This is a genomic window from Richelia sinica FACHB-800 (assembly GCF_014698825.1).
In the GTDB taxonomy this organism is placed as follows: Bacteria; Cyanobacteriota; Cyanobacteriia; order Cyanobacteriales; family Nostocaceae; genus FACHB-800.
Genome location: NZ_JACJTT010000020.1, coordinates 13,020 through 31,888 on the forward strand (window position 1 = coordinate 13,020; position 18,869 = coordinate 31,888).

General features: G+C 37.8%; 20 protein-coding genes and 3 pseudogenes. 15 read left to right on the forward strand and 8 right to left on the reverse strand.

Going from position 1 to position 18,869, the window contains the following annotated elements:
• Positions 1-96 precede the first annotated feature (96 nt).
• Both H6G73_RS14500 and H6G73_RS14505 read left to right on the forward strand, forming a co-directional pair.
• Positions 97-477, forward strand: a complete 381-nt coding sequence (locus H6G73_RS14500) for a VanZ family protein (protein WP_190605771.1) — start codon at positions 97-99, stop codon at positions 475-477.
• Positions 470-1,105, forward strand: a complete 636-nt coding sequence (locus H6G73_RS14505; RefSeq protein ID WP_190605634.1) for a class I SAM-dependent methyltransferase — start codon at positions 470-472, stop codon at positions 1,103-1,105. The genes H6G73_RS14500 and H6G73_RS14505 overlap by 8 nt, the downstream gene beginning before the upstream one ends.
• A gap of 205 nt (positions 1,106-1,310) precedes the next feature.
• On the opposite strand, the gene H6G73_RS14510 is transcribed toward H6G73_RS14505, so the two are convergent.
• Both H6G73_RS14510 and H6G73_RS14515 read right to left on the reverse strand, forming a co-directional pair.
• Positions 1,311-2,672: a cytochrome P450 gene (locus tag H6G73_RS14510; protein ID WP_190605636.1), complete on the reverse strand. Its 1,362-nt coding sequence runs from the start codon at positions 2,670-2,672 to the stop codon at positions 1,311-1,313.
• Positions 2,673-2,754: 82 nt separating this feature from the next.
• Positions 2,755-3,687, reverse strand: coding sequence for a 1-aminocyclopropane-1-carboxylate deaminase/D-cysteine desulfhydrase (locus H6G73_RS14515; RefSeq protein WP_190605638.1), 933 nt, complete (start codon positions 3,685-3,687; stop codon positions 2,755-2,757).
• 149 nt (positions 3,688-3,836) lie between these two features.
• Between H6G73_RS14515 and H6G73_RS14520 the strand changes: the two genes are divergently transcribed.
• From H6G73_RS14520 to H6G73_RS24475, 3 genes are all read left to right on the forward strand, one after another.
• Positions 3,837-4,388 carry a pyridoxamine 5'-phosphate oxidase family protein gene (locus H6G73_RS14520; protein WP_190605640.1) on the forward strand — a complete coding sequence of 184 codons (552 nt, stop codon included), beginning with the start codon at positions 3,837-3,839 and terminating at the stop codon, positions 4,386-4,388.
• A gap of 10 nt (positions 4,389-4,398) precedes the next feature.
• Positions 4,399-4,917: a GNAT family N-acetyltransferase gene (locus H6G73_RS14525; protein WP_190605642.1), complete on the forward strand. Its 519-nt coding sequence runs from the start codon at positions 4,399-4,401 to the stop codon at positions 4,915-4,917.
• Positions 4,918-4,991: 74 nt separating this feature from the next.
• Positions 4,992-5,678, forward strand: coding sequence for a hypothetical protein (locus H6G73_RS24475; protein WP_242034205.1), 687 nt, complete (start codon positions 4,992-4,994; stop codon positions 5,676-5,678).
• Here H6G73_RS24475 and H6G73_RS14535 read toward each other — a convergent pair whose 3' ends face one another.
• Positions 5,679-6,332, reverse strand: a complete 654-nt coding sequence (locus H6G73_RS14535) for a glutathione S-transferase family protein (protein ID WP_190605644.1) — start codon at positions 6,330-6,332, stop codon at positions 5,679-5,681.
• A gap of 315 nt (positions 6,333-6,647) precedes the next feature.
• Between H6G73_RS14535 and H6G73_RS14540 the strand changes: the two genes are divergently transcribed.
• The 3 genes and pseudogenes from H6G73_RS14540 to H6G73_RS14550 all read left to right on the forward strand — a co-directional run.
• On the forward strand, positions 6,648-7,061 hold the full coding sequence (locus H6G73_RS14540) for a GNAT family N-acetyltransferase (RefSeq protein WP_190605645.1): 414 nt from the start codon (positions 6,648-6,650) through the stop codon (positions 7,059-7,061).
• 16 nt (positions 7,062-7,077) lie between these two features.
• A pseudogene (locus H6G73_RS14545) lies at positions 7,078-7,281 on the forward strand (cupin); the annotation flags it as partial.
• 168 nt (positions 7,282-7,449) lie between these two features.
• Positions 7,450-7,716, forward strand: a pseudogene (locus tag H6G73_RS14550) (helix-turn-helix domain-containing protein); the annotation flags it as partial.
• On the opposite strand, the gene H6G73_RS24870 reads toward H6G73_RS14550, so the two are convergent.
• From H6G73_RS24870 to H6G73_RS14565, 3 genes are all read right to left on the reverse strand, one after another.
• A complete protein-coding gene (locus H6G73_RS24870) occupies positions 7,694-8,398 on the reverse strand; it encodes an ABC transporter ATP-binding protein/permease (protein ID WP_313948142.1) in 705 nt (234 codons plus the stop codon). The pseudogene H6G73_RS14550 and the gene H6G73_RS24870 overlap by 23 nt on opposite strands.
• Positions 8,399-8,614: 216 nt before the next feature.
• Complete coding sequence (locus H6G73_RS24200) at positions 8,615-9,043, reverse strand: hypothetical protein (protein WP_199317740.1); 429 nt, start codon at positions 9,041-9,043, stop codon at positions 8,615-8,617.
• Positions 9,044-9,435: 392 nt separating this feature from the next.
• Positions 9,436-10,512 carry a pentapeptide repeat-containing protein gene (locus tag H6G73_RS14565; protein WP_190605649.1) on the reverse strand — a complete coding sequence of 359 codons (1,077 nt, stop codon included), beginning with the start codon at positions 10,510-10,512 and terminating at the stop codon, positions 9,436-9,438.
• Between the two features lie 452 nt (positions 10,513-10,964).
• On the opposite strand from H6G73_RS14565, the gene H6G73_RS14570 reads away from it, so the two are divergent.
• Both H6G73_RS14570 and H6G73_RS14575 read left to right on the forward strand, forming a co-directional pair.
• Positions 10,965-11,762, forward strand: coding sequence for a lasso peptide biosynthesis B2 protein (locus H6G73_RS14570; RefSeq protein ID WP_190605650.1), 798 nt, complete (start codon positions 10,965-10,967; stop codon positions 11,760-11,762).
• Between the two features lie 20 nt (positions 11,763-11,782).
• Complete coding sequence (locus tag H6G73_RS14575) at positions 11,783-13,603, forward strand: asparagine synthase-related protein (protein WP_190605652.1); 1,821 nt, start codon at positions 11,783-11,785, stop codon at positions 13,601-13,603.
• A gap of 223 nt (positions 13,604-13,826) precedes the next feature.
• On the opposite strand, the pseudogene H6G73_RS14580 reads toward H6G73_RS14575, so the two are convergent.
• Positions 13,827-14,105, reverse strand: a pseudogene (locus H6G73_RS14580) (helix-turn-helix domain-containing protein); the annotation flags it as partial.
• On the opposite strand from H6G73_RS14580, the gene H6G73_RS14585 reads away from it, so the two are divergent.
• The 5 genes from H6G73_RS14585 to H6G73_RS14605 all read left to right on the forward strand — a co-directional run bounded on the left by H6G73_RS14585 (position 14,088) and on the right by H6G73_RS14605 (position 18,233).
• The gene (locus tag H6G73_RS14585; RefSeq protein ID WP_190605654.1) at positions 14,088-14,366 is read left to right on the forward strand and encodes a hypothetical protein; all 279 of its coding nucleotides are present in this window, start codon (positions 14,088-14,090) and stop codon (positions 14,364-14,366) included. The pseudogene H6G73_RS14580 and the gene H6G73_RS14585 sit on opposite strands and share 18 nt — an antisense overlap.
• A 300-nt stretch (positions 14,367-14,666) precedes the next feature.
• Positions 14,667-15,584, forward strand: coding sequence for a tetratricopeptide repeat protein (locus H6G73_RS14590; protein WP_313948103.1), 918 nt, complete (start codon positions 14,667-14,669; stop codon positions 15,582-15,584).
• Positions 15,585-15,789: 205 nt separating this feature from the next.
• The gene (locus H6G73_RS14595) at positions 15,790-16,389 is read left to right on the forward strand and encodes a cytochrome b/b6 domain-containing protein (RefSeq protein ID WP_190605656.1); all 600 of its coding nucleotides are present in this window, start codon (positions 15,790-15,792) and stop codon (positions 16,387-16,389) included.
• A gap of 56 nt (positions 16,390-16,445) precedes the next feature.
• Positions 16,446-17,153 carry a molybdopterin-dependent oxidoreductase gene (locus tag H6G73_RS14600; protein ID WP_190605658.1) on the forward strand — a complete coding sequence of 236 codons (708 nt, stop codon included), beginning with the start codon at positions 16,446-16,448 and terminating at the stop codon, positions 17,151-17,153.
• Positions 17,154-17,156: 3 nt separating this feature from the next.
• The gene (locus tag H6G73_RS14605) at positions 17,157-18,233 is read left to right on the forward strand and encodes an AI-2E family transporter (RefSeq protein ID WP_190605779.1); all 1,077 of its coding nucleotides are present in this window, start codon (positions 17,157-17,159) and stop codon (positions 18,231-18,233) included.
• 1 nt (position 18,234) lies between these two features.
• On the opposite strand, the gene H6G73_RS14610 is transcribed toward H6G73_RS14605, so the two are convergent.
• Positions 18,235-18,693, reverse strand: coding sequence for a phosphate-starvation-inducible PsiE family protein (locus tag H6G73_RS14610; protein ID WP_190605660.1), 459 nt, complete (start codon positions 18,691-18,693; stop codon positions 18,235-18,237).
• Positions 18,694-18,869 lie beyond the last annotated feature (176 nt).

An 18,869-nucleotide genomic window follows, 5' to 3' on the forward strand; every position in this document is an offset into this window, starting at 1 on the left:
TAGCTATCTCAAAATTCCCAATCAAAAACAAGGCAAATTGCGGAATACTTGCTGATAACTTTGTAGTTACCAAAAATAGTATTCGTAATCATGAATATGACCACTCATCAGCGTTGGGTTTTTGCGTTTTGGGTTTACTTGGGAATTTTACTTTCTATATCTCTTTCCGCTTACCTCCGCATCATTCCCACAGAACTGGCACAATTTCCTTATTACGACACAATTTTACATTTTCTTTTACTAGGAATTGCTGCTTACCTCAGTCATCAAGCATTAAGGAAAAGACATATTCAAATTTTAAATATTTCCCTACCACTTGCACCATTGATTGTCTTATTATTTTGTATAATTGACGAAATTATTCAATCTTTTGTACCTTATCGTAGTGCTGACATAACTGATTTAGTAGCTGATATATTGGGAATTATCATCTTTACTTGGTTAGCAGAAAATTTTCCTCGTCAACAACATGAATAATATTAATCTCTGGACATCATCAGAACACGCTTTACAATATTTAGGACAAGCAGATAAAATCCCTCATCGCACAGAAGGTGAGGCAGTTTTATTAGAACAAGTTCCCAAAAATGTTAAACGTATTCTCGATTTAGGGACTGGAGATGGACGGTTATTGGCATTATTAAAAATTGAGCGTCCCGATACAGAAAGTATAGCTGTTGATTTTTCTCCTACTATGCTGGACGCGGTTAAGAGTCGATTTGAGGGAGATAAGACAGTTAAAGTCATAGCACACAACTTAGATGACTCTTTACCTGATTTAGGTCATTTTGATGCTGTTGTCTCTAGCTTTGCTATCCATCATTTGACCCATGAACGCAAACTGTCTTTATATACAGAAATTTTTCATTTATTAACACCTGGTGGGATTTTTTGCAATTTAGAACATGTTGCATCTCCAACTCAAGCACTACATGAGAAGTTTTTAAAAGCACTGGGCATTCAACCAGAGGATGATAATCCCACTAATAAACTATTAGATGTGGAAACACAATTAAGTTGGTTGCGGAAAATAGGGTTTACTGATGTAGATTGCTATTGGAAGTGGTTGGAAATGGCATTGTTGATAGGAATAAAACCAAAGTAATAGCGGTATAAATTCATTTAATACCAAATCGAAAGATGTTGGCAACAGATGATTACCCCACCCTTGCTATCGCGCGGGTGGGGTTTACTCAATGTGTTGGTTGCTTTTGGAGAATTGGTATCATATTCTCAGGATATAAACTCAATAAACAGGATGAAATTTATTCTCTAAAATTCATTCCTGTTTATTCTGTCATCATTTGATTCTAACGCTGATTAACTAACATTTTGATGCCATATTTAGGACGTAAAGTAAATGCTGGCCAAGGTACAATTTCTTGATTTGGCACTAGAGTTAACTTAAACTGTTGGACAATGGTTGCCAATAATAAGGCCGCTTCCATTTTTGCAAAAGATTGACCTATACAAATTCTTGGCCCACCACCAAAGGGGAAATAGGCAAAAGTGGGTAGTCTTTTTGCTAAGTCTCCTTCCCATCGGTCAGGGTTGAAAACTTCTGGTTCAGGAAAATAGCGAGGGTCGCGGTGCATGACCCACGGACTGACAACAATACCATCACCAGGACGCAAATGATACCCAGCAATTTCACATGGTTGGATGGCTTCTCGACTAATGGCCCAAGCTGGTGGGTATAATCGCAATATCTCATTGATCACCCTGTCGGTGTAAACTAGCTGGGGTAGGTCAGCTACGGTTGGTGTTCTTCCACCTAAGACGGTCTGCAATTCTGCCAGTAATTTCTGTTCAACTTCGGGATGCTGTGATAATAAATACCATCCCCAAGATAAGGCTAAAGCGGTGGTTTCATGTCCTGCTATCAATAGGGTCATGATTTCATCGCGCACTTGTTTGTCACTCATGCGAGTTCCATCTTCATCCTGAACTTGCAGCAGCATGGAAAGTAAGTCACCTGTATCTACACTGCTTTCCCTGCGTTGCTGAATGATGCGATAAATGAGTTGGTCAAATTCATCTATGACTTTGTGATAGCGTAGGTTGCCGGGTAATGGTAGCCATTCAGGAAGAAAGAATAATATTAGGTTGGTGCTACGAGATTCAAAGTATTCGATGCTAACCTGCATCGCTGTTCCTACCTTTTCCACTTCTGATGCCATATCTACACCAAATAAGGCTTTGGCAACAATTTCTAAGGTGAGGTGCATCATTTCTGCGTGAATGTCGCGAATTTCTCCTGCTTGCCAACCGCTTAATAGCCGCTTGGTGTAGTCCACCATCACTTCACCATAGGCAAATATTCTCTCGCGATGGAAAGCGGGTTGCATGAGTCGTCGTTGACGCTGCCAAAATTCCCCTGTACTAGTGAGTAGACCAGTTCCCCAGAGTCTTTGCAAGATGTGAAAGGTTTTGTGTCTACCAAAGTTATTGTGCTTTTTGACTAGGACTTCTTCGATGTATTCAGGGTTGTTAAGTAGATAGGTTAAAAATGCAGGACTTTTCCACAGGACAACATCGCCATATTCTTTGGCACAATAGCTGATAAAACCCAAGCGATCGCGTACATAGTCTGGTAAAATACCCCATAGCCAATGTCCTTTAGGGCCTGGGGGATATTCAGGTGCGATCGCATTTTTAGATAATGTCACCATAGCTATATCTCCTAATTAAATGAGAATTTGAGTCACTACAGCACTTGATACTATGGTTATCAGCTAGCTTAGTTCCAATTATTTAGGAGTTACTGAACTTAAATGTTTTTTTAAGTAATTGTGCCTCCATCCCTACATTACCTTGCAAACCACCAGTGTGAATTAATAGCAGCTTTTCCCCTGGGGGAAAAAATCCCCGCTGAATTAAATCCATAACCCCATAAAACATTTTCCCTGTGTACACGTAATCTAGGGGAATATGGTGTTCTAGTGCGAAATTTTGGCAAAATCTGAGCAAATCTTGGTTGACCTTTGCATAACCACCAAAATGGTAATCACAAACCAATTGCCAAGGTGCAAATGAGCCAGAAGGAAGATAATGATTTAATAGTCGGTCTATCTCTGCGTTGAGAAATTCTCCCCCTTTCAGCACGGGAAAAGCGATCGCTTTTTGGTGGGGATGTAATGATAAAGTAATACCAGCGGCAGTTGTACCCGTACCGCAAGCTAAACATACAGTATCAAAATTCGCTGTTTGAGGAATAATTTCTAGACAACCCCGCACACCAAGCGAATTGCCACCACCTTCAGGAATGATATACACTTCTCCAAAACGTTGCTTTAAATCTTCCTGTAATTCCTGGGTGTGACGTTGACCATAGGTTTGACGGTCGAGATACACAAGCTGCATCCCTTGTTCTAGTGCAAATTGCAGTGTTGGGTTTAAAGGTAAAGTTTCCTCTCCCCGAATCATACCAATAGTGCGGAAATCAAATAACTTTCCGGCTGCTGCGGTAGCATAAATATGATTAGAAAAAGCACCACCAAATGTTAATAAAGTCGATAATTTTTGTGCTTTTGCTTCTAGAATATTATATTTAAGCTTGAACCATTTATTCCCATTCACCGAAGGGTGCATCAGGTCAAGTCGCAGTACAGATAACTGTACCCCAGCTTTTAGAGCTATTTCACTGTTAATTAATTGTATTGGTGGAGGGAGAAATATTGAAGACATGGTAAATATAGTAATTCTTCATTTATCAATTAATATGAGTATCAAGATTGGAGTTATATAATGTTTATGTAACTAAAAATTGACCATCCTAAGAAATTAAGAACTAGCATATAGATAGCTATCTTCTAACTATATCATGCACAAAATCTATGGCTAAATTATTTGACTCCATCACCGAAGACTTACAAAAATTTATCGCTGAACAACACATATTTTTTGTGGGTACAGCACCCTTAAGTTCCACAGGACATGTAAATTTATCCCCTAAAGGTTTAGAAAGTTTTCGTATTCTCTCACCCCATCGTGTTGGTTATCTCGATGTTACAGGAAGTGGAAACGAAACATCAGCCCATTTACAAGAAAATGGCAGAATCACTTTTATGTTTTGTGCCTTTCAAGAACCTGCTGCTATTTTGCGTCTCTATGGTCAAGGATACACTATCTTACCTTCATCACCTGAATGGAATTCTCTTTATCCCCTCTTTCCTCCTATTCCTGGAACCAGACAAATTATAGTAGCTGATATTGAAAGAATACAAACTTCCTGTGGTTTTGGTGTGCCTCTATATGAATATCAGGGACAAAGACAAACTTTAGTGAATTGGGCCAGTAAAAAAGGTGAGGAGGGAGTAAAAGAATATCAACAACAAAAAAATCGTATTAGTATTGACGGTTTATCTACTCCATTAAGTGAAATCTAGTAAATTAATCATGTATATCATTCGTCCTATTGCATTAACAGATGAAATTTTTCTCTGGCAAATGTTGTATGAAGCAGCGCATTTGCACGCAGAAGGTCAAACTGTGGAAGATGCCAAAAATCATCCTGAGTTAACCAAATATGTCAAAAATTGGGGTCAACAAGGTGATTTTGGTTTAATCAGTACCTTAGCTAGTAATCATCAACCAATAGGTGCTGCTTGGTTACGTTTATTAACTGGAGAAAATCAAGGCTATGGTTACATTGATGATGAAACTCCTGAATTAGCTATTGCAATTCTCCCAGAATATAGAAATCAAGGTATTGGGACTGAGTTATTAAGGAATTTAATTACCATTTCTCAAAGCATGTATAGGGGAATATGTCTCAGTATCAGGACTGATAACCCAGCCTTTAATTTATATAAAAAATTAGGCTGGCAACCAATAGCAGGTAGTGAGAAAATTAACAGAGTTGGAGGTATTTCTATAAAAATGAAGCTGGATTTTTATCAATCAATAAAAAGTTGATACTTCTTCTCGTAAATACTATTAGCGCAGGTTAATATAAATATTATCTTTACCAGGGGAGAATAAATTTGAAAATGCTGAATCTGGCATTTAAGTCTGACTATTTAAAAACCATCTTGGCAGGTTCCTGTAGCTTGATTTTTGGTTGTCAGCAAAATTCAATCATTAACACAAGTTTATTTGATAACGCAATTAGCCACAAATTTTTAACTCTCAACCAAGAGGTTGGCAATTTTAAGTCATTGAATAGGGAATCTGAAACAATATCAGCAGATATTAAAACTCCTCTTTTAACCAATACAACAATTAAATCACAAAGAAAGAATAGACTCAGAAATTTGAGGATTTATGGTAGACAAGATTCCGACCCTAATAAAGCTATTCTTCCTGCCAAGTTTAAAGTTTACGTTCAAGATAATGTGGTAGTGAATGTTTACTATCCAGGTTTTGAAGAAAAGATTCTACCAACGGTGAATAAATTTTTTGGTTATCCAGGTTGTTATATTGCTGCTTATTCCCACAGAAAAAACGAAAGTATATATTCAGTAGGGAACGAAATATATGTCATGGGACAAGTTCGAGTTCGCGGCCGTTATCAGGGTGGTGTATGCCTACCTAAAGGCTATGAAAAGGTCGATATCAGTGCTGAACCTCGGTTTAAAGAAATGTTTGCTAAAGTGTTGCCTTTAGCCTGTAAACAAGACTGTTGGGCAGGTGGTGACACTGGTGGCTGGTTGGGAATTTCATCAAATACCCAATGATTAAAATTCATACTTAGAAATAACAGCAGTTTCGTTATGTGCAGCAGTAATCCAATTTTGCACGGTAGGTAATGATAAAATAGCGTTTGCATATTCCTGAGCAATATCATTTAACTGCACGCCATAGGTCAAAAATCTCAGCACGACTGGTGCAAACATAGCATCAGGAATGGTAAAATCACCAAATAAAAATTTACCACCTGCACCATATTTTTGTCGGCATTCTTGCCAAATTGTCGTAATTCTATCAATGTCTTTTTGCACACCTAAAGCGAAACCTCGACCTGGATATTTTTTGCGGCAATTCATCGGCATATTTTGACGTAAAGCTTGAAAGCCAGAGTGCATTTCTGCACTGATAGAACGTGATAATGCTCTAGCTGCTTTATCTGGTGTCCACAATGGTATATCTGTAAATGTTTCCGCTAAATATTCACAAATGGCTAAGGAATCCCACACTTTGAGGTTATTATGCAAGAGGACAGGCACTTGTCCTGAAGGAGAATATTTTTGCAACAACTCCCTTGATTCAGGAGTGTAAAGAGAAATAGAGATTTCTGCAAATTCTAAGTTAAATTGTTTCATCAATAGCCAAGGACGCAGTGACCAAGATGAATAATTTTTGTTACCAATAATTAAAGTTAATTGCGTCATATGTTTGGGTATTTTAGATGATGTTACCTATAATTAAGGGGTATCACACGAGGCAATAATATTTGGTTATGTTAATATATGTAATTAATTTATTCAACAAATGATGCCAATGATTATCGTGGCTATAATTTACTTAGATACGGGACTAGACATATCATAATCATTGCTCATAAAATTTGAATCAGAGTTTATTTGTTAAAAAAGTAAAAATTTCTTTGCTTGCCGATACATCAGAGGTAAATTCCCCATCCATCAGTTACATCTGATGATTTTTCCACAGATAAAAATTGATTTACTCAAATGATTTGAGCCAATATGAATTACCAAGTTGTGAGCCATCTCAATGAACAACAAATTTTGACATTGGTGGAATTATATCAAAATGAATTCTGGAGTAAAAACCGCAAGTATGAAGATGTCCTCAGAATGTTGAAGCATTCAGATATTATTATTGCTTTGTTAGATGAGGATGAACAATTAATTGGATTCAGTCGCATTTTGACAGACTTTGTGTATAGAGCAACGCTATATGATGTGATCATTAGTCCTAGCTATAGAAATATAGGGTTAGGTGCTAAATTATTAGAGACGGCAATTAACCATCCCCAGTTAAAAGATGTAGAAACTATTGCTCTTTATTGTTTGCCGAACATGATTCCATTTTATCAACGTTGGGGGTTTAGCACAAAGACAAATGGTCTTCAGTTGATGTATCGATGTTCACAGTAATTTAAGGATAAGATAAATGATTATTAATTTAGCCACAGCGCCTGAAAGAACAACTACAGTTTATCCCCAGGAATTCAAACATTTGGTTGCAGGTAGAGTCAAACAAGCTGTGGGTAATGCTGCTGGATTGAAAAATTTTGGTGTTAATTTAGTTACCCTGGCACCAGGAAGTTGTTCAGCCTTAAGACATTGGCATATCCGTCAAGATGAGTTTATTTATAATAGACCTCTTGCAGAATCGTTTTTATGGTAGGATAAGGGTTTTTACTTGAATACCAATGAAATGGGATAATTGGAAAGGTTGATACATGGGAGTTGGGTAGGAGCTATCGCCAAAAAAAGAGTAAACTAAATTCTATACATTGCCCTAATATGAGGTGATGAAGAAATGAATTATCAGTGCATCCAAAAGTTAAATCCAAGAGCCTTTAAACGTCGCTGTGGAGTCAGAAAAAAGACTTTTAAGAGAATAGTTAAAACTATCAAATCATTCCAAGCAATTAATAAACACAGCCGGAGCGGGGCGAAATCTCTGTTAGGTATAGAAGAACAAGTTTTGGTGACTCTGGAATATTGGAGAGAATATCGCACTTACTTTCATATTGCTACCAGTTGGAGAGTATCAGAATCAACTATTTGTCGCATTGTTCATCAGCAACGCGTGAGTATAGCTGTGCCAAGTCAATCGCGCGTAAATCTTCTCCGTTCCACAGAATCTCGCCACTACTTGGATCGTACAGGCGACAGAGTAACTTAGCTAGAGTTGTTTTCCCCGCACCATTTTCCCCAACTAAGGCAATCATTTGCTGCGGCTGAATTTTGAGGTTGATGTTGTCTAGAATCTTGCTGTTGCTACCTGGATAAGCAAAAGATAAGTTCTTGATTTCGATTCCCTGTTGATTTGTTAACAACAGATTAGCAGCAGTATCCCCCCTTGAGGCTAACAATAACCGCAATTTCGGCTGTAGTTCTAATAATTGGAAAATCGGACGAGTACCCAAAACCACATCATACAAGTTAGACCCATTATTAATCAGTAAAAACAAACTCTGGCGCACTTGTAAAATCAAACCTGCATAAAGTGCTAAATCTCCTAAAGTATAAATTCCGCGTAAAGCTCCGATAACAACATAAATGTAGGGTAAAGCGGTTCCTAATCCATTCACCATTGACCAAGAAATTACCAGCACCGTCCCTTTTTTGCGGATTTGCTGCATCGATTTAAACATGGTCTGGAAAAGACTTTGCCACCGATTCAGCAATAAAGGTTGTAGCTGAAATAAGCGTAATTCTTTGGCATAAGCTTCACCCACCAAGACATCCCGATACAAGTTCATTTGGCGGACAAGACTCGCCTGAGTTTCTTCGACTTCCCAACTTTTTTTGCGGTAAGTCAATTCCACATAAATCGCTGGTGTAGCAGAGGTAAATAAAATTAACGGTATCCACCAGGCAATTGAGCCAGAGAGCAAAATAGCGGGAATTAAAAGAAAAAAACCATGCAAAGTTGTAATTACAAGCAAAGATAGTTCCTTGAGCCGTTCTATTCCTGTTTATGCCAGTTGCACCAAGTTCAATAATTCGGGTGTTTCAAATAAGGCGATATCCGTAAAATTAGCAACTTTATTCAGCACAATTCCTTGAGCGAAACCTTGCACGCGATCGCGCAGGGAAGAAAAAACAAAGTTGGTAATCCCATTTATTGGTTCGGTTAATAAATTAAGTAATATTAATCCGCCAATGCTACCAAGTAACAGTGGCTCTTGGAGGATAAGAGCGAGGGAGCTTACTGTTGTAAACTTCCCTAATAAATGGGAGATTTGGTCAATAATAATTTTGTTGAGAAACAGTGAAATTGCTGGGCTAGAACCACTAATTAGAGTTAAAAATATTAGAGTGCGTAACTCAGTAGATGCTGACTGAATTACTAACAGCAGGCTACGCCGAAAAGTTTGAAATAGGCTGGGTTTGCTCGTTGGCACTCAAGGTTAAATAATGTCTTTTATTTAGATATTCTAATTGACAATAAATATTCTTGAATTTATCGTCCATTTTATTTCAAATGATCCACAATCGAGTTGTAGAGACTTTCGAGTTTGTTACTATGTTTAAGCAAAATTTAGAGTCTTCAACAGAGCTGCTAATACAGCTAATCAAAACCGAGAAACGACTTCCTTATCGTCAACCTGAGATTTACTCTTTTGGTTCTCTCGAACAAGTTCAAGCTTACTACAGAGGTAGTATGTTTGACGGGCCTAACAGTCCTTACAATTACAATGGTTAATTTTTTAACTGAGGAATTGACCAAATTAAATCAAAGATAATGTCATAGTTTGTAGCTGCGCTATAACATTCAAGCGCAACTACAAAATTTTCATAAATCATTCTTCGGACAACCAGATATCTTGCCATTAGGTAGGATAGTGTTACAAAGCTTGGCTTGATTTATAACTGCTCCTTTAGCGCGTGTGAGATTAGCGCGTGTAAGATCAGCGTTTGTAAGATCAGCGTTTGTAAGATCAGCGTTTGTAAGATTAGCGTCTGTGAAATTAGCATTGGGCAGCTTGGCATCTATCAGATATGCACCAGACAAGTTGGCATCTATCAGATATGCACCAGACAAGTTGGCATCTATCAGATATGCACCAGACAAGTTAGCATCTATCAGACGAGCATCTGTCAGATCGGTGCTACTCAGAAATGCCTTTTTCAAATCAGCCTCTGTGAAATTAGCCTTTTTAAGAATAGCTCTTGGTAACATAATCCTTTCTAAGTTGAGACCCCTATTTCTTTCTAACGCACCAAGATTGATTTCTTCTAAAAAAGATTCCCACTGTTGTCCTCGTCGTATTTTTGGATCGAATATACTCTTGAAACCTAATCCTGCCTGATCCAAAAAAGATACTACGAATTGTCGTCGTTCTGGATTATTTTGACCTATATACCTACAATTCCAAAAAGGTTTTTCAAGTTTTGGTAAAGGTATACAAAAACCGTCATCTTTGCTTAGAGAACGTAATGCGTTTTCTGTTACAGAAAGTGCAAGACTTTTTACTTGATTATATTCATGTTTATATCTTAACTCGTCAGGTGACAATGCTGTATTTGTATTTTCTTTTTTATCTAGAGATTTTAAATATTTATAGTGAAAAGTATCCTCAATCAAGAGTTTTTCCATTGAGGCAATATATTTATCTACTAACTCATCATAATATCGCTGTTGCGAAATGTGATTACTTACTACAGTCCCTATCGTACCTAACATAGCACTTAGGGTTAATCCTGGTACTATGTAAGTAGAAAATATTTTTTTAGTCCATTCACAATATTTATTTGGTGTTTTTCGCTTTGTTTTTGAACTAATATCTGGCTCTGATTCTTCATATAAAACAAAAATATCAAATTCATTATTTTCATCACTTGCTTTTGTATTTCTGTCTTTGTTTTTCATAAAAATTACCCTTGCTTTATTAAAAGTAAATACTCTATTTTAACTTGAATCATGAGTATTCATGGATTGGCGATAAAATAAATCTCAATTCTTATTTTTACTAATGCTATTTTATGTTAGGTATAGCATCCACAAAAACAAACTTATATTTTGCTTACTTTAATTGAGAGGAGATTTTAAAAGTAGGGGCTTCGGAAACTTTTTTATTTATGTTGCCATGACACGTATTATGATTTCGACAACTTACATAATTTTTATTCAGGTTGTATTTTGAAAAATCATCTTAAAGAATGAAATTAACTGATTTTTATTTTTACAACATCTTCTTAAAGAATGAAGTCAACTAAATAAACTTCAGTTAAAGTATGGTCGTTATAATTTACTAACAAATCTACAAATACCAAATAGATAATATTGAAAACAGTAGTAAACCAAAGAAAAGGAAAATATTAATGGGTGAAAACGTCAGTTATTGCAGCCTTAATCGAGACGTATTTCTATTTCTGCAAGATGGATTCTCCCAAATCTTGGACTTTAAGCATGGGCAGTTTTATGGGCTGGATAAAGTTGCTACCTTAATGTTGTTACTTGTACTAGAAAAAGGAGTAGAAGAAACAGTTAACGAACTAACCAAAATATATGATGTAACTGAAGAAAATATTCGCTCTGACTTAAATAAACTCTTAAAGGATTTAGAGCAAAAAAAGCTATTTGTTACCGAAATACAAACGCATAATTACATATTTAATTTGATACATTCTTGGTTAAGAATAACCAATAAAATTTTTAACAAAATCTTACTTTTGCTTTTAAAAACAGTCAGCGCAATTTTTCGTAATTTATTCAACCATGAACCAACCCCAAATCGCCTGACAGTTGAGCTATTGTTAAGCTTAAGTTGGCTCAGTTTTCGTCTACTCGGATGGAGTCGTACTCTTTCATTGTGGCAGCACTGGCATCGTGCAATTTCAACACCTGACACCACAGTAAGTACAGATGTCTTTCAAACAGTGGATCAAATGGTGCGGGAAGCTGCTGCTAGTAAACTTTTCTTACCAATGGTCTGTAAAGAACGCGCACTGGTTGGTTATCATCTTCTCCGTACTTTTTACGGCTTACCTGCAACTTTAGTTATCGGCATCGATCGCTATCCGTTTCAAGTCCACGCCTGGGTTGAGTGTAATGGCTTAGTTGTGACGGATGAATTAGCTCATTGTCAACCCTTTACCCCAGTTGTCAGATATTCCTAAAACCGACAGCGAGGACTGCTATGAAAACCGGATTTGAAGTCATCCTAGAAGCAACCGGAAAGGCTGAATTTCATCTCTTTTCCCCAGCAACTTCCTTAGTAACGATCGCCCAAGACTTCGCAACAGAGATGGCAGTAGTGGTGATGGGACGAATTTATTACCAGGATGACTGGAAAACTCGCTTTCCCCAAGCATTTCCGCAGGACTTCGCCTCAGATGCAGCTTTGGCATTGGCTATTTTCCAACATTATGGCGCACAAGGTTTAGAGAAACTTGAGGGTGAATTTGCCCTAGTGGTTTTTGATCGCAAGGAATCGCGTCTTTTCGCTCTGCGAGATCCTCTAGGAAACTTTCCTTTGTACTGGACGCGCCACAACCAAACTACCTGGGTTAGCACTAATTTGCAATTATTAGCGCAACGACTTCCCCAAGCTGCCATTAATAAAGACTTTCTCGCTTCATTCTTAATGTTTCCCTATGCTTTTGTCGAGTTAGCCACTGAAAAGACGGCATTTGAGGAAATTTACCGGATTTTACCAGGCACTCTCTTAGTATTTACTCCCAATGATCGGACAACAAAAATCTGGTCTTGGGACTGGATGAATCAAATTCAACCAATAAAAAATATCACGCCCCAGGAAGCAGGTTTACAGTTTAGCTACCTTTTTCGGCAAGCGGTTAAACAGCGCATTCAGGAGGAGAAAATCGCCTCTCACTTATCAGGAGGGATGGATAGCTCTTCTATAGTGTGTATTGCCCGCGATTTACTAGCCGCAGAAACCTTTCCCAGAAAGCTGATTACCCTTTCTTTGGTTTATCAAATGCGGAGTCTGGCAGGTGAAACAGATTACATTCAGATGGTGGTAGATCAGGGAGGCCCGATTGAACCACACTATGTTGATGGGGATGCAGCTCTAGACTTCCAGTGGTTTACTCAAGAAATCCCTACCTATGACGAACCTTATCCTGGTTTATTCCACTTAGCAATGGAAAAGGTGCTGGTGGATGTAGCTGCTCAGTTAGGGGTGACGGCGATTATGAGTGGAGGGGGAGCAGAACTGATTGTAGAAGGAAATCGGATGCACTTGGCAGATTTGATGCGTCAAGGTCACTGGCACAAGGCTCTACAAGAGGCGCGTCAATGGGCTAATGCTAAAAACCAGAGCCTCTGGTCAATTTTATACCCATTTGGAATTGAGTCCTTAATTCCGCCACTGCTGCGAGAGGGTTTCCCAGCTTTCATCCGAGGCGGTTATGGACGCTGGCCAAAGTTAGGTTCATTTACCATTCCTCCTTGGATTCTTCCTGATTTTGCCAAGCAGCACAATATGTGGGGTAAGGCACTAGAGACTATACGTGAAATCAACAGATATCCGGTAGAGCAATCCTTAAATTTGCTAGGACTGCGAGCATCTGCCGGAAATTGGGCTGCTTGGTATCTTGCTGCACCTCTGGGAATTCGCATTTGCGAACCTTTCCTTGATCCGCGTCTGATTACCTACTGTCTCAGTCTCCCCAGAGAACAGAGAGAAATTCCTGGCGTTCCTAAGCCTCTGCTACAAGTAGCGATGGGCGGGATTCTGCCCGAACCAATCCGGACTCGGCGGTTCAAGGGAAATTTCAACGAGGTTTATTGGCAGGGACTAGCCAAGAATTTACCCTATCTAGAAGAAATGGTGGGTAAGTCGCGGATTGATGAGTTAGGCATTTTCGACAAACAGCAATTGATTCAGGCTATGCGACAACACGCGGTGGGGATTGGCGATGTGAGGAGTGGTAGCAGGATCAGTATTTCCTTGGCTGCGATCGCCTGGTTCGACCAAATCAAAGGTGATCGGTAATCAGTTAATGAAAAATTTCTCCACCTCTAAAAGTTGAAAATACCAAATCAACCATTATTTTACTCGGATGAACTGTCCGTATTAGGCGGCTTTTTACAGACAGTTGTTAATGAGGATCTTAGCGGAGCGTTGACGAACTGGAAGTCGCTTCGCAAGCGAACAGGTGGTGTCAGGGACGGGCAATGGATGGCTGATGAAGTAACCAATACAATGACAGCCCGCTTTTCTTTCCTGAGTAAAATTCCTTTTGTTTTCTTTTTGGACGTTCAATGGGGGTTTCAGTTACATCCATAACTACAACTTCCGGCTCTTGAGAGCCTGTGAGCAAGGCTTTTTTTCCGGGCAGACGAAACATTCCTGACTGCATCAATTCTGATTCTATGCGATGAACAATGCGACAAATAGTTGATTCTGATACTCTCCAACTGGTAGCAATATGAAAGTAAGTGCGATATTCTCTCCAATATTCCAGAGTCACCAAAACTTGTTCTTCTATACCTATATTCAAGGAGAAGCAACTTTAATTACTAATGCAGGTGAGCAAATTCTCAGTTTAGGAATGATGGCTGGTTTTCCCGCAGGTGAAGAAGATGGACATCATTTAGTAAATAAGTCTCAGTCAGTAGTAGTTTATTTAGAAATTGGGGATAGAACATCTGGTGATGAGGTCGTTTATCCAGATGATGATTTAATGGCTAAATTTAGTGCTGATGGTCAATGGATAATTACCCATAAAGATGGAAGTGAATATGCTAATTCCTAGAATATGCCTAATCGGCATCTCCAAGGGAATAAGAAAATTGTCTAAATTTGATGATATTAATGTCATATTTTCATGAGTCAAAAATGTGACAACTTGTCTTTTGACATAGATAAATCAGTCGATTAATAATGAAATAGATGAAGTAAAACCCAAATATAATGTATAAATGTAGTTTGTGTATAGTACGCCGCAGCTAATGGATGATAAGTAGTAAATAATATTAATATCTGAATTTGCACCAAACTAAACGGGTAAAAGTCTAATTCTAAAATCCAAATTCCCCAGCGGTATTAGATAGCTATGATGAATTTTTGGCAATTTATTCTGACTGTCATAGTTGCTGTGCATTTGAATTTTCTCACACCATCTACTCCTGCATTTGCTGTCACAAATACGGAAATTACAGCTAAAGACTTTTTGCGTATGGGTGCAGACAAAATGCGGCGTAATCATTACCAGGAAGCTATTGATAATTTCACTCAAGCACTGCACATACAAACGAATTACTCCCTAGCTTATAATCATCGTTGTATAGCTCATATTCAATTACAAGACTATCATCAAGCGATCGCTGATTGTACGGAATCTATCCATCTCACACCCGATAACTTTGAAGCTTACCTGAATCGAGGTGTGGCTAATTACAGACAGGGACATTATCCACAGGCTATTGCTGATTATAACCAAGCGATCGCTATTAAACCCCATGATTTCCGAGTTTACTATAACCGAGGCGTGGCTTTAACAGGGGTGGGTGACTACTCTCAAGCCATTGCCGATTATAATCGCGCATTAACCCTGATTAATCAACAGGACAGTTTGCTGCTGGCTGATATTTATAATGACCGGGGAGTGGCTTATTTTGGACTCCAAAATTTAGAAGCTGCAAAAGAGGACTTTAGCCGGGCTATAGAGAGTAACAGTAAGGATGATAGAGCTTATTTTAACCGGGGATGTGTCTGTGGGCGTATGGATGATAATCTAGTGGCTATCGGCGATTTTTCCCAGGTGATTAAACTTAATCCTACCCATGCACAGGCTTATGTCAACCGTGCAGTGGCCCGCTACAACTTAGGATATCATCAAGGAGCGATCGCTGATTTAAACCAAGCATCCAAATATTTTCAGGAACAAGGGGAAAAACTGGCTTATGAAAGAACCCTCAATTTGCTGAAAACTGTTCAACAAGAAATTTCGCTGACCTCAGAAATTGCTTAAACAGATTAATTTACAGCAGATTCTCAGTCCATCACAAATAGATATTGATGGCAAAACTCTTAAAGGGTAGACAAGATGTCTACCCTTTGCTATTGCATCTACTAGAACAGGGATTTTACTAGTATTGATGATGCAATTGTTTTATATTAATTAAATTGCTCGCCATAAATTCTGATTTTCTCCATCGTCATATAAATACATATATATGAATGACATCAATCATCCTCAAAAACGTAAATTACCAACCCAGGCAATAGGGGCAAAGATATTCCACACCTGTAACCTCATCAGCGTATTTTTAATGCTGACCAGTGGACTGCAAATTTATAATGCTAACCCTGTATTTGGTGGACGTGCAGGTTTACATATTCCCCCGATTTTCACCTTAGGAGGGTGGCTTGCAGGTGGTAGACATTGGCATTTTTTTGCTATGTGGTTGTTTTCCTTAAATCTCCTGTGGTATGGAATTTATATTGTGGTGACTCGACGGTGGCGACATAGATTTGTGGGCGTAAATGACTTCAAGGCGTTACAAAAAACTCAGAATCATCAACGGCTAAATTATGCTTGGCATCGTCTCCTTTATACAGCTATTGTGCCTATATTATTATTGGCGATTTTCACAGGAATAGGTATGTATAAACCTGCTCAATTTCCTTGGATTGTTGATATATTTGGCAGTTGGCAAGGATTGAGAATTATCCATTTTATTTCTGTACCGTTAATCATTATATTTGTCATCTTGCATTGGCAATTGGGAAAAAAAGCTGGAGGAGAGGAATTAACGGCATCAATGTTTTGGTAATTTTTTGATTGATTTTGATATTGGCTACATTTAACCTATACATAAAAAATACCTAAATGGAAAATAACGAATTAAACCGCCGCAAATTTATCCAAATATCCGGTATTTCTAGCCTTAGTTTTTTACTAGGTGGATGCGGTACACCCACATTTGAAGATTTAGTTGGTAAACTCTCGGAACCTCTCAACCAAAAAATTGAGAAACTTATCTTTCAGCCACAAAAACCAGTTCCTGAATTTAAAATTGACCAGATTGAACCAAAAGCATTGATAGTTAACAGCTTTCGGTCTACCCCGTTAATAGATATCAATAAATACCGTTTAGTTATAGACGGTGAAGTAAATCATCCTCTCAGCCTCAGTATGGCAGAAATTCAAGCTTTACCTTTTACTTCCATGATTATTCGTCATGTCTGTGTTGAAGGATGGGCAGCAATTGTACAATGGGGTGGTATTCGGCTCAGGGAACTCATTGCCTTGGCCCAGCCAAAAACAGGTGTGAAATATGCTTATTTTCAATCAGCTGATGGTTATTATGAAAGTTGGGACATAGCTTCCGCCCTACATCCCCAAACCTTATTAGCTTATCAGAAAAATGGTGAACCTCTGCCAGTAGAAAACGGTGCGCCTTTGCGTTTAGCTTCTCCTATTAAATTGGGTTATAAGCAAAGTAAGTGGGTAATACAAATTACATTAACTAGTCATTTATCACCATTTAGAGGCTATTGGGAAGACCAGGGATATGAATGGTTCGCAGGATTATAAATGATGAATTTTTCCCTCAATCAATTACTTAAATGGTTGATTTTGACTCTGTTATTTCCATTAATTTTTCTCAATGGTTGGTTATTATTTAAACTATTTCAGTATTTTCAGCCATTGGTGACTACCTTTGTCCTAGCAATTTTATTAGCTTTCATTTTAAATTATCCTGTTACTGCAATTCAAGAAAAAGGGTTAAATCGGAATTATGCAGTGGCATTAGTGGTGATATTAACCTTAATTACTACCATTGGTTTAGGTATTACCTTATTGCCAATCGTTTTAGAACAATTTCATCAAATTGCTAAACTCCTACCTCAATGGATTAATTCCAGTGAAAGCAAGCTGGAGAATTTAAATAAGTGGGTGTTTGGTCAACGGTTACAATTTGATTTTGGCACAATTTTAACGAATATTATCAATCGGTTACCTGATGAATTAGAATATCTTTCTGATAAGCTTTTCAGCTTAGTAATTGATACCATTGATAGTTTATCTGAGGCATTAATTACTGTAGTATTAACGGTTTATTTATTAATAGATGGTGAGAGAATTGCTAACGGTATTTTCAACCGCTTACCTACCAACATTGGACAACCGATTAAAAACTCTTTGCAGCAGAACTTCCAAAATTACTTAATCGGTCAAGTTAGTTTAGCTTTACTAATGGGAATTTCCCAAACCTGCATGTTTTTAATCTTTAGGGTGCAATTTGGATTATTATTTGGGCTGGGTATTGGCATTTTAAGTTTAATTCCCTTTGGTGATGTTGTTAGCTTGATAACTATTACTTTAATTATTGCTACCCATGACTTTTGGTTAGCCTTGAAAATTGTTGCTGTAGCAGTTATTATTGACCAATTGATTGATCAAGCGATCGCACCCCGGCTTTTAGGTAAATTTACAGGTATTCGCCCCACTTGGGTAATAATTTCTTTATTAGTAGGAACTTATATCGGTGGAGTTTTAGGTTTGTTGATAGCCGTACCCATTGCTGGCATTATCAAAGATGCAGTTGATGGCTTATCAGGTGATTTGCCAAATCAAGAGTTACCAGAAATGCTAGAGGAATCAAAGTCATAACTTAATGCTCTCTTTTATCACTGCTGCTGCGAATGATTAAATAGCTAATAGAAAGAGCAAGAATGGCAATACCTAAACCAATAATTTCTATTCCTTCTGTGACTTTTAAATCAAGAATAATAATTTTTCTGGCAATGGCTATTAAGGAAGTAACAATAACTAACTCCACTTGGAGAACATGCTTCTTCAGATAGCCTGTAATATTTTCTAATATTTCGAGAGCAATTAAGACATTTAAAAACAATCCAAAAGTTTTAAATAAAGCCTGGCTAAAACTTCCTTCTCTGGCTGTAAGTATTTCTTTAACAATAAAAATTCCTAAATCACCAATAGATGCAAAAATTACCAGCAGCATCAGCAATGATAAAATTTTAGCAACTATGACTTCAATAATTTCAATTAAATGAATGAAACTATTATCGCTAGTTGCTGTTGTGAATAATTGGACTAGTTTTTTCATCTGCTACACCCTGTGGCAATCTCGAAGGCAAAACTAATAATATAAAACCACAGATTCTGATGAAAAAAACCTAGTATGATGTGGAATGTCGGCAAAATGCCACTTTAGGTTACCATATCGGTGGGTCATTTTTTCTGAATATTCCCTCCTATCCATGGGAAATAATAATTGTATCT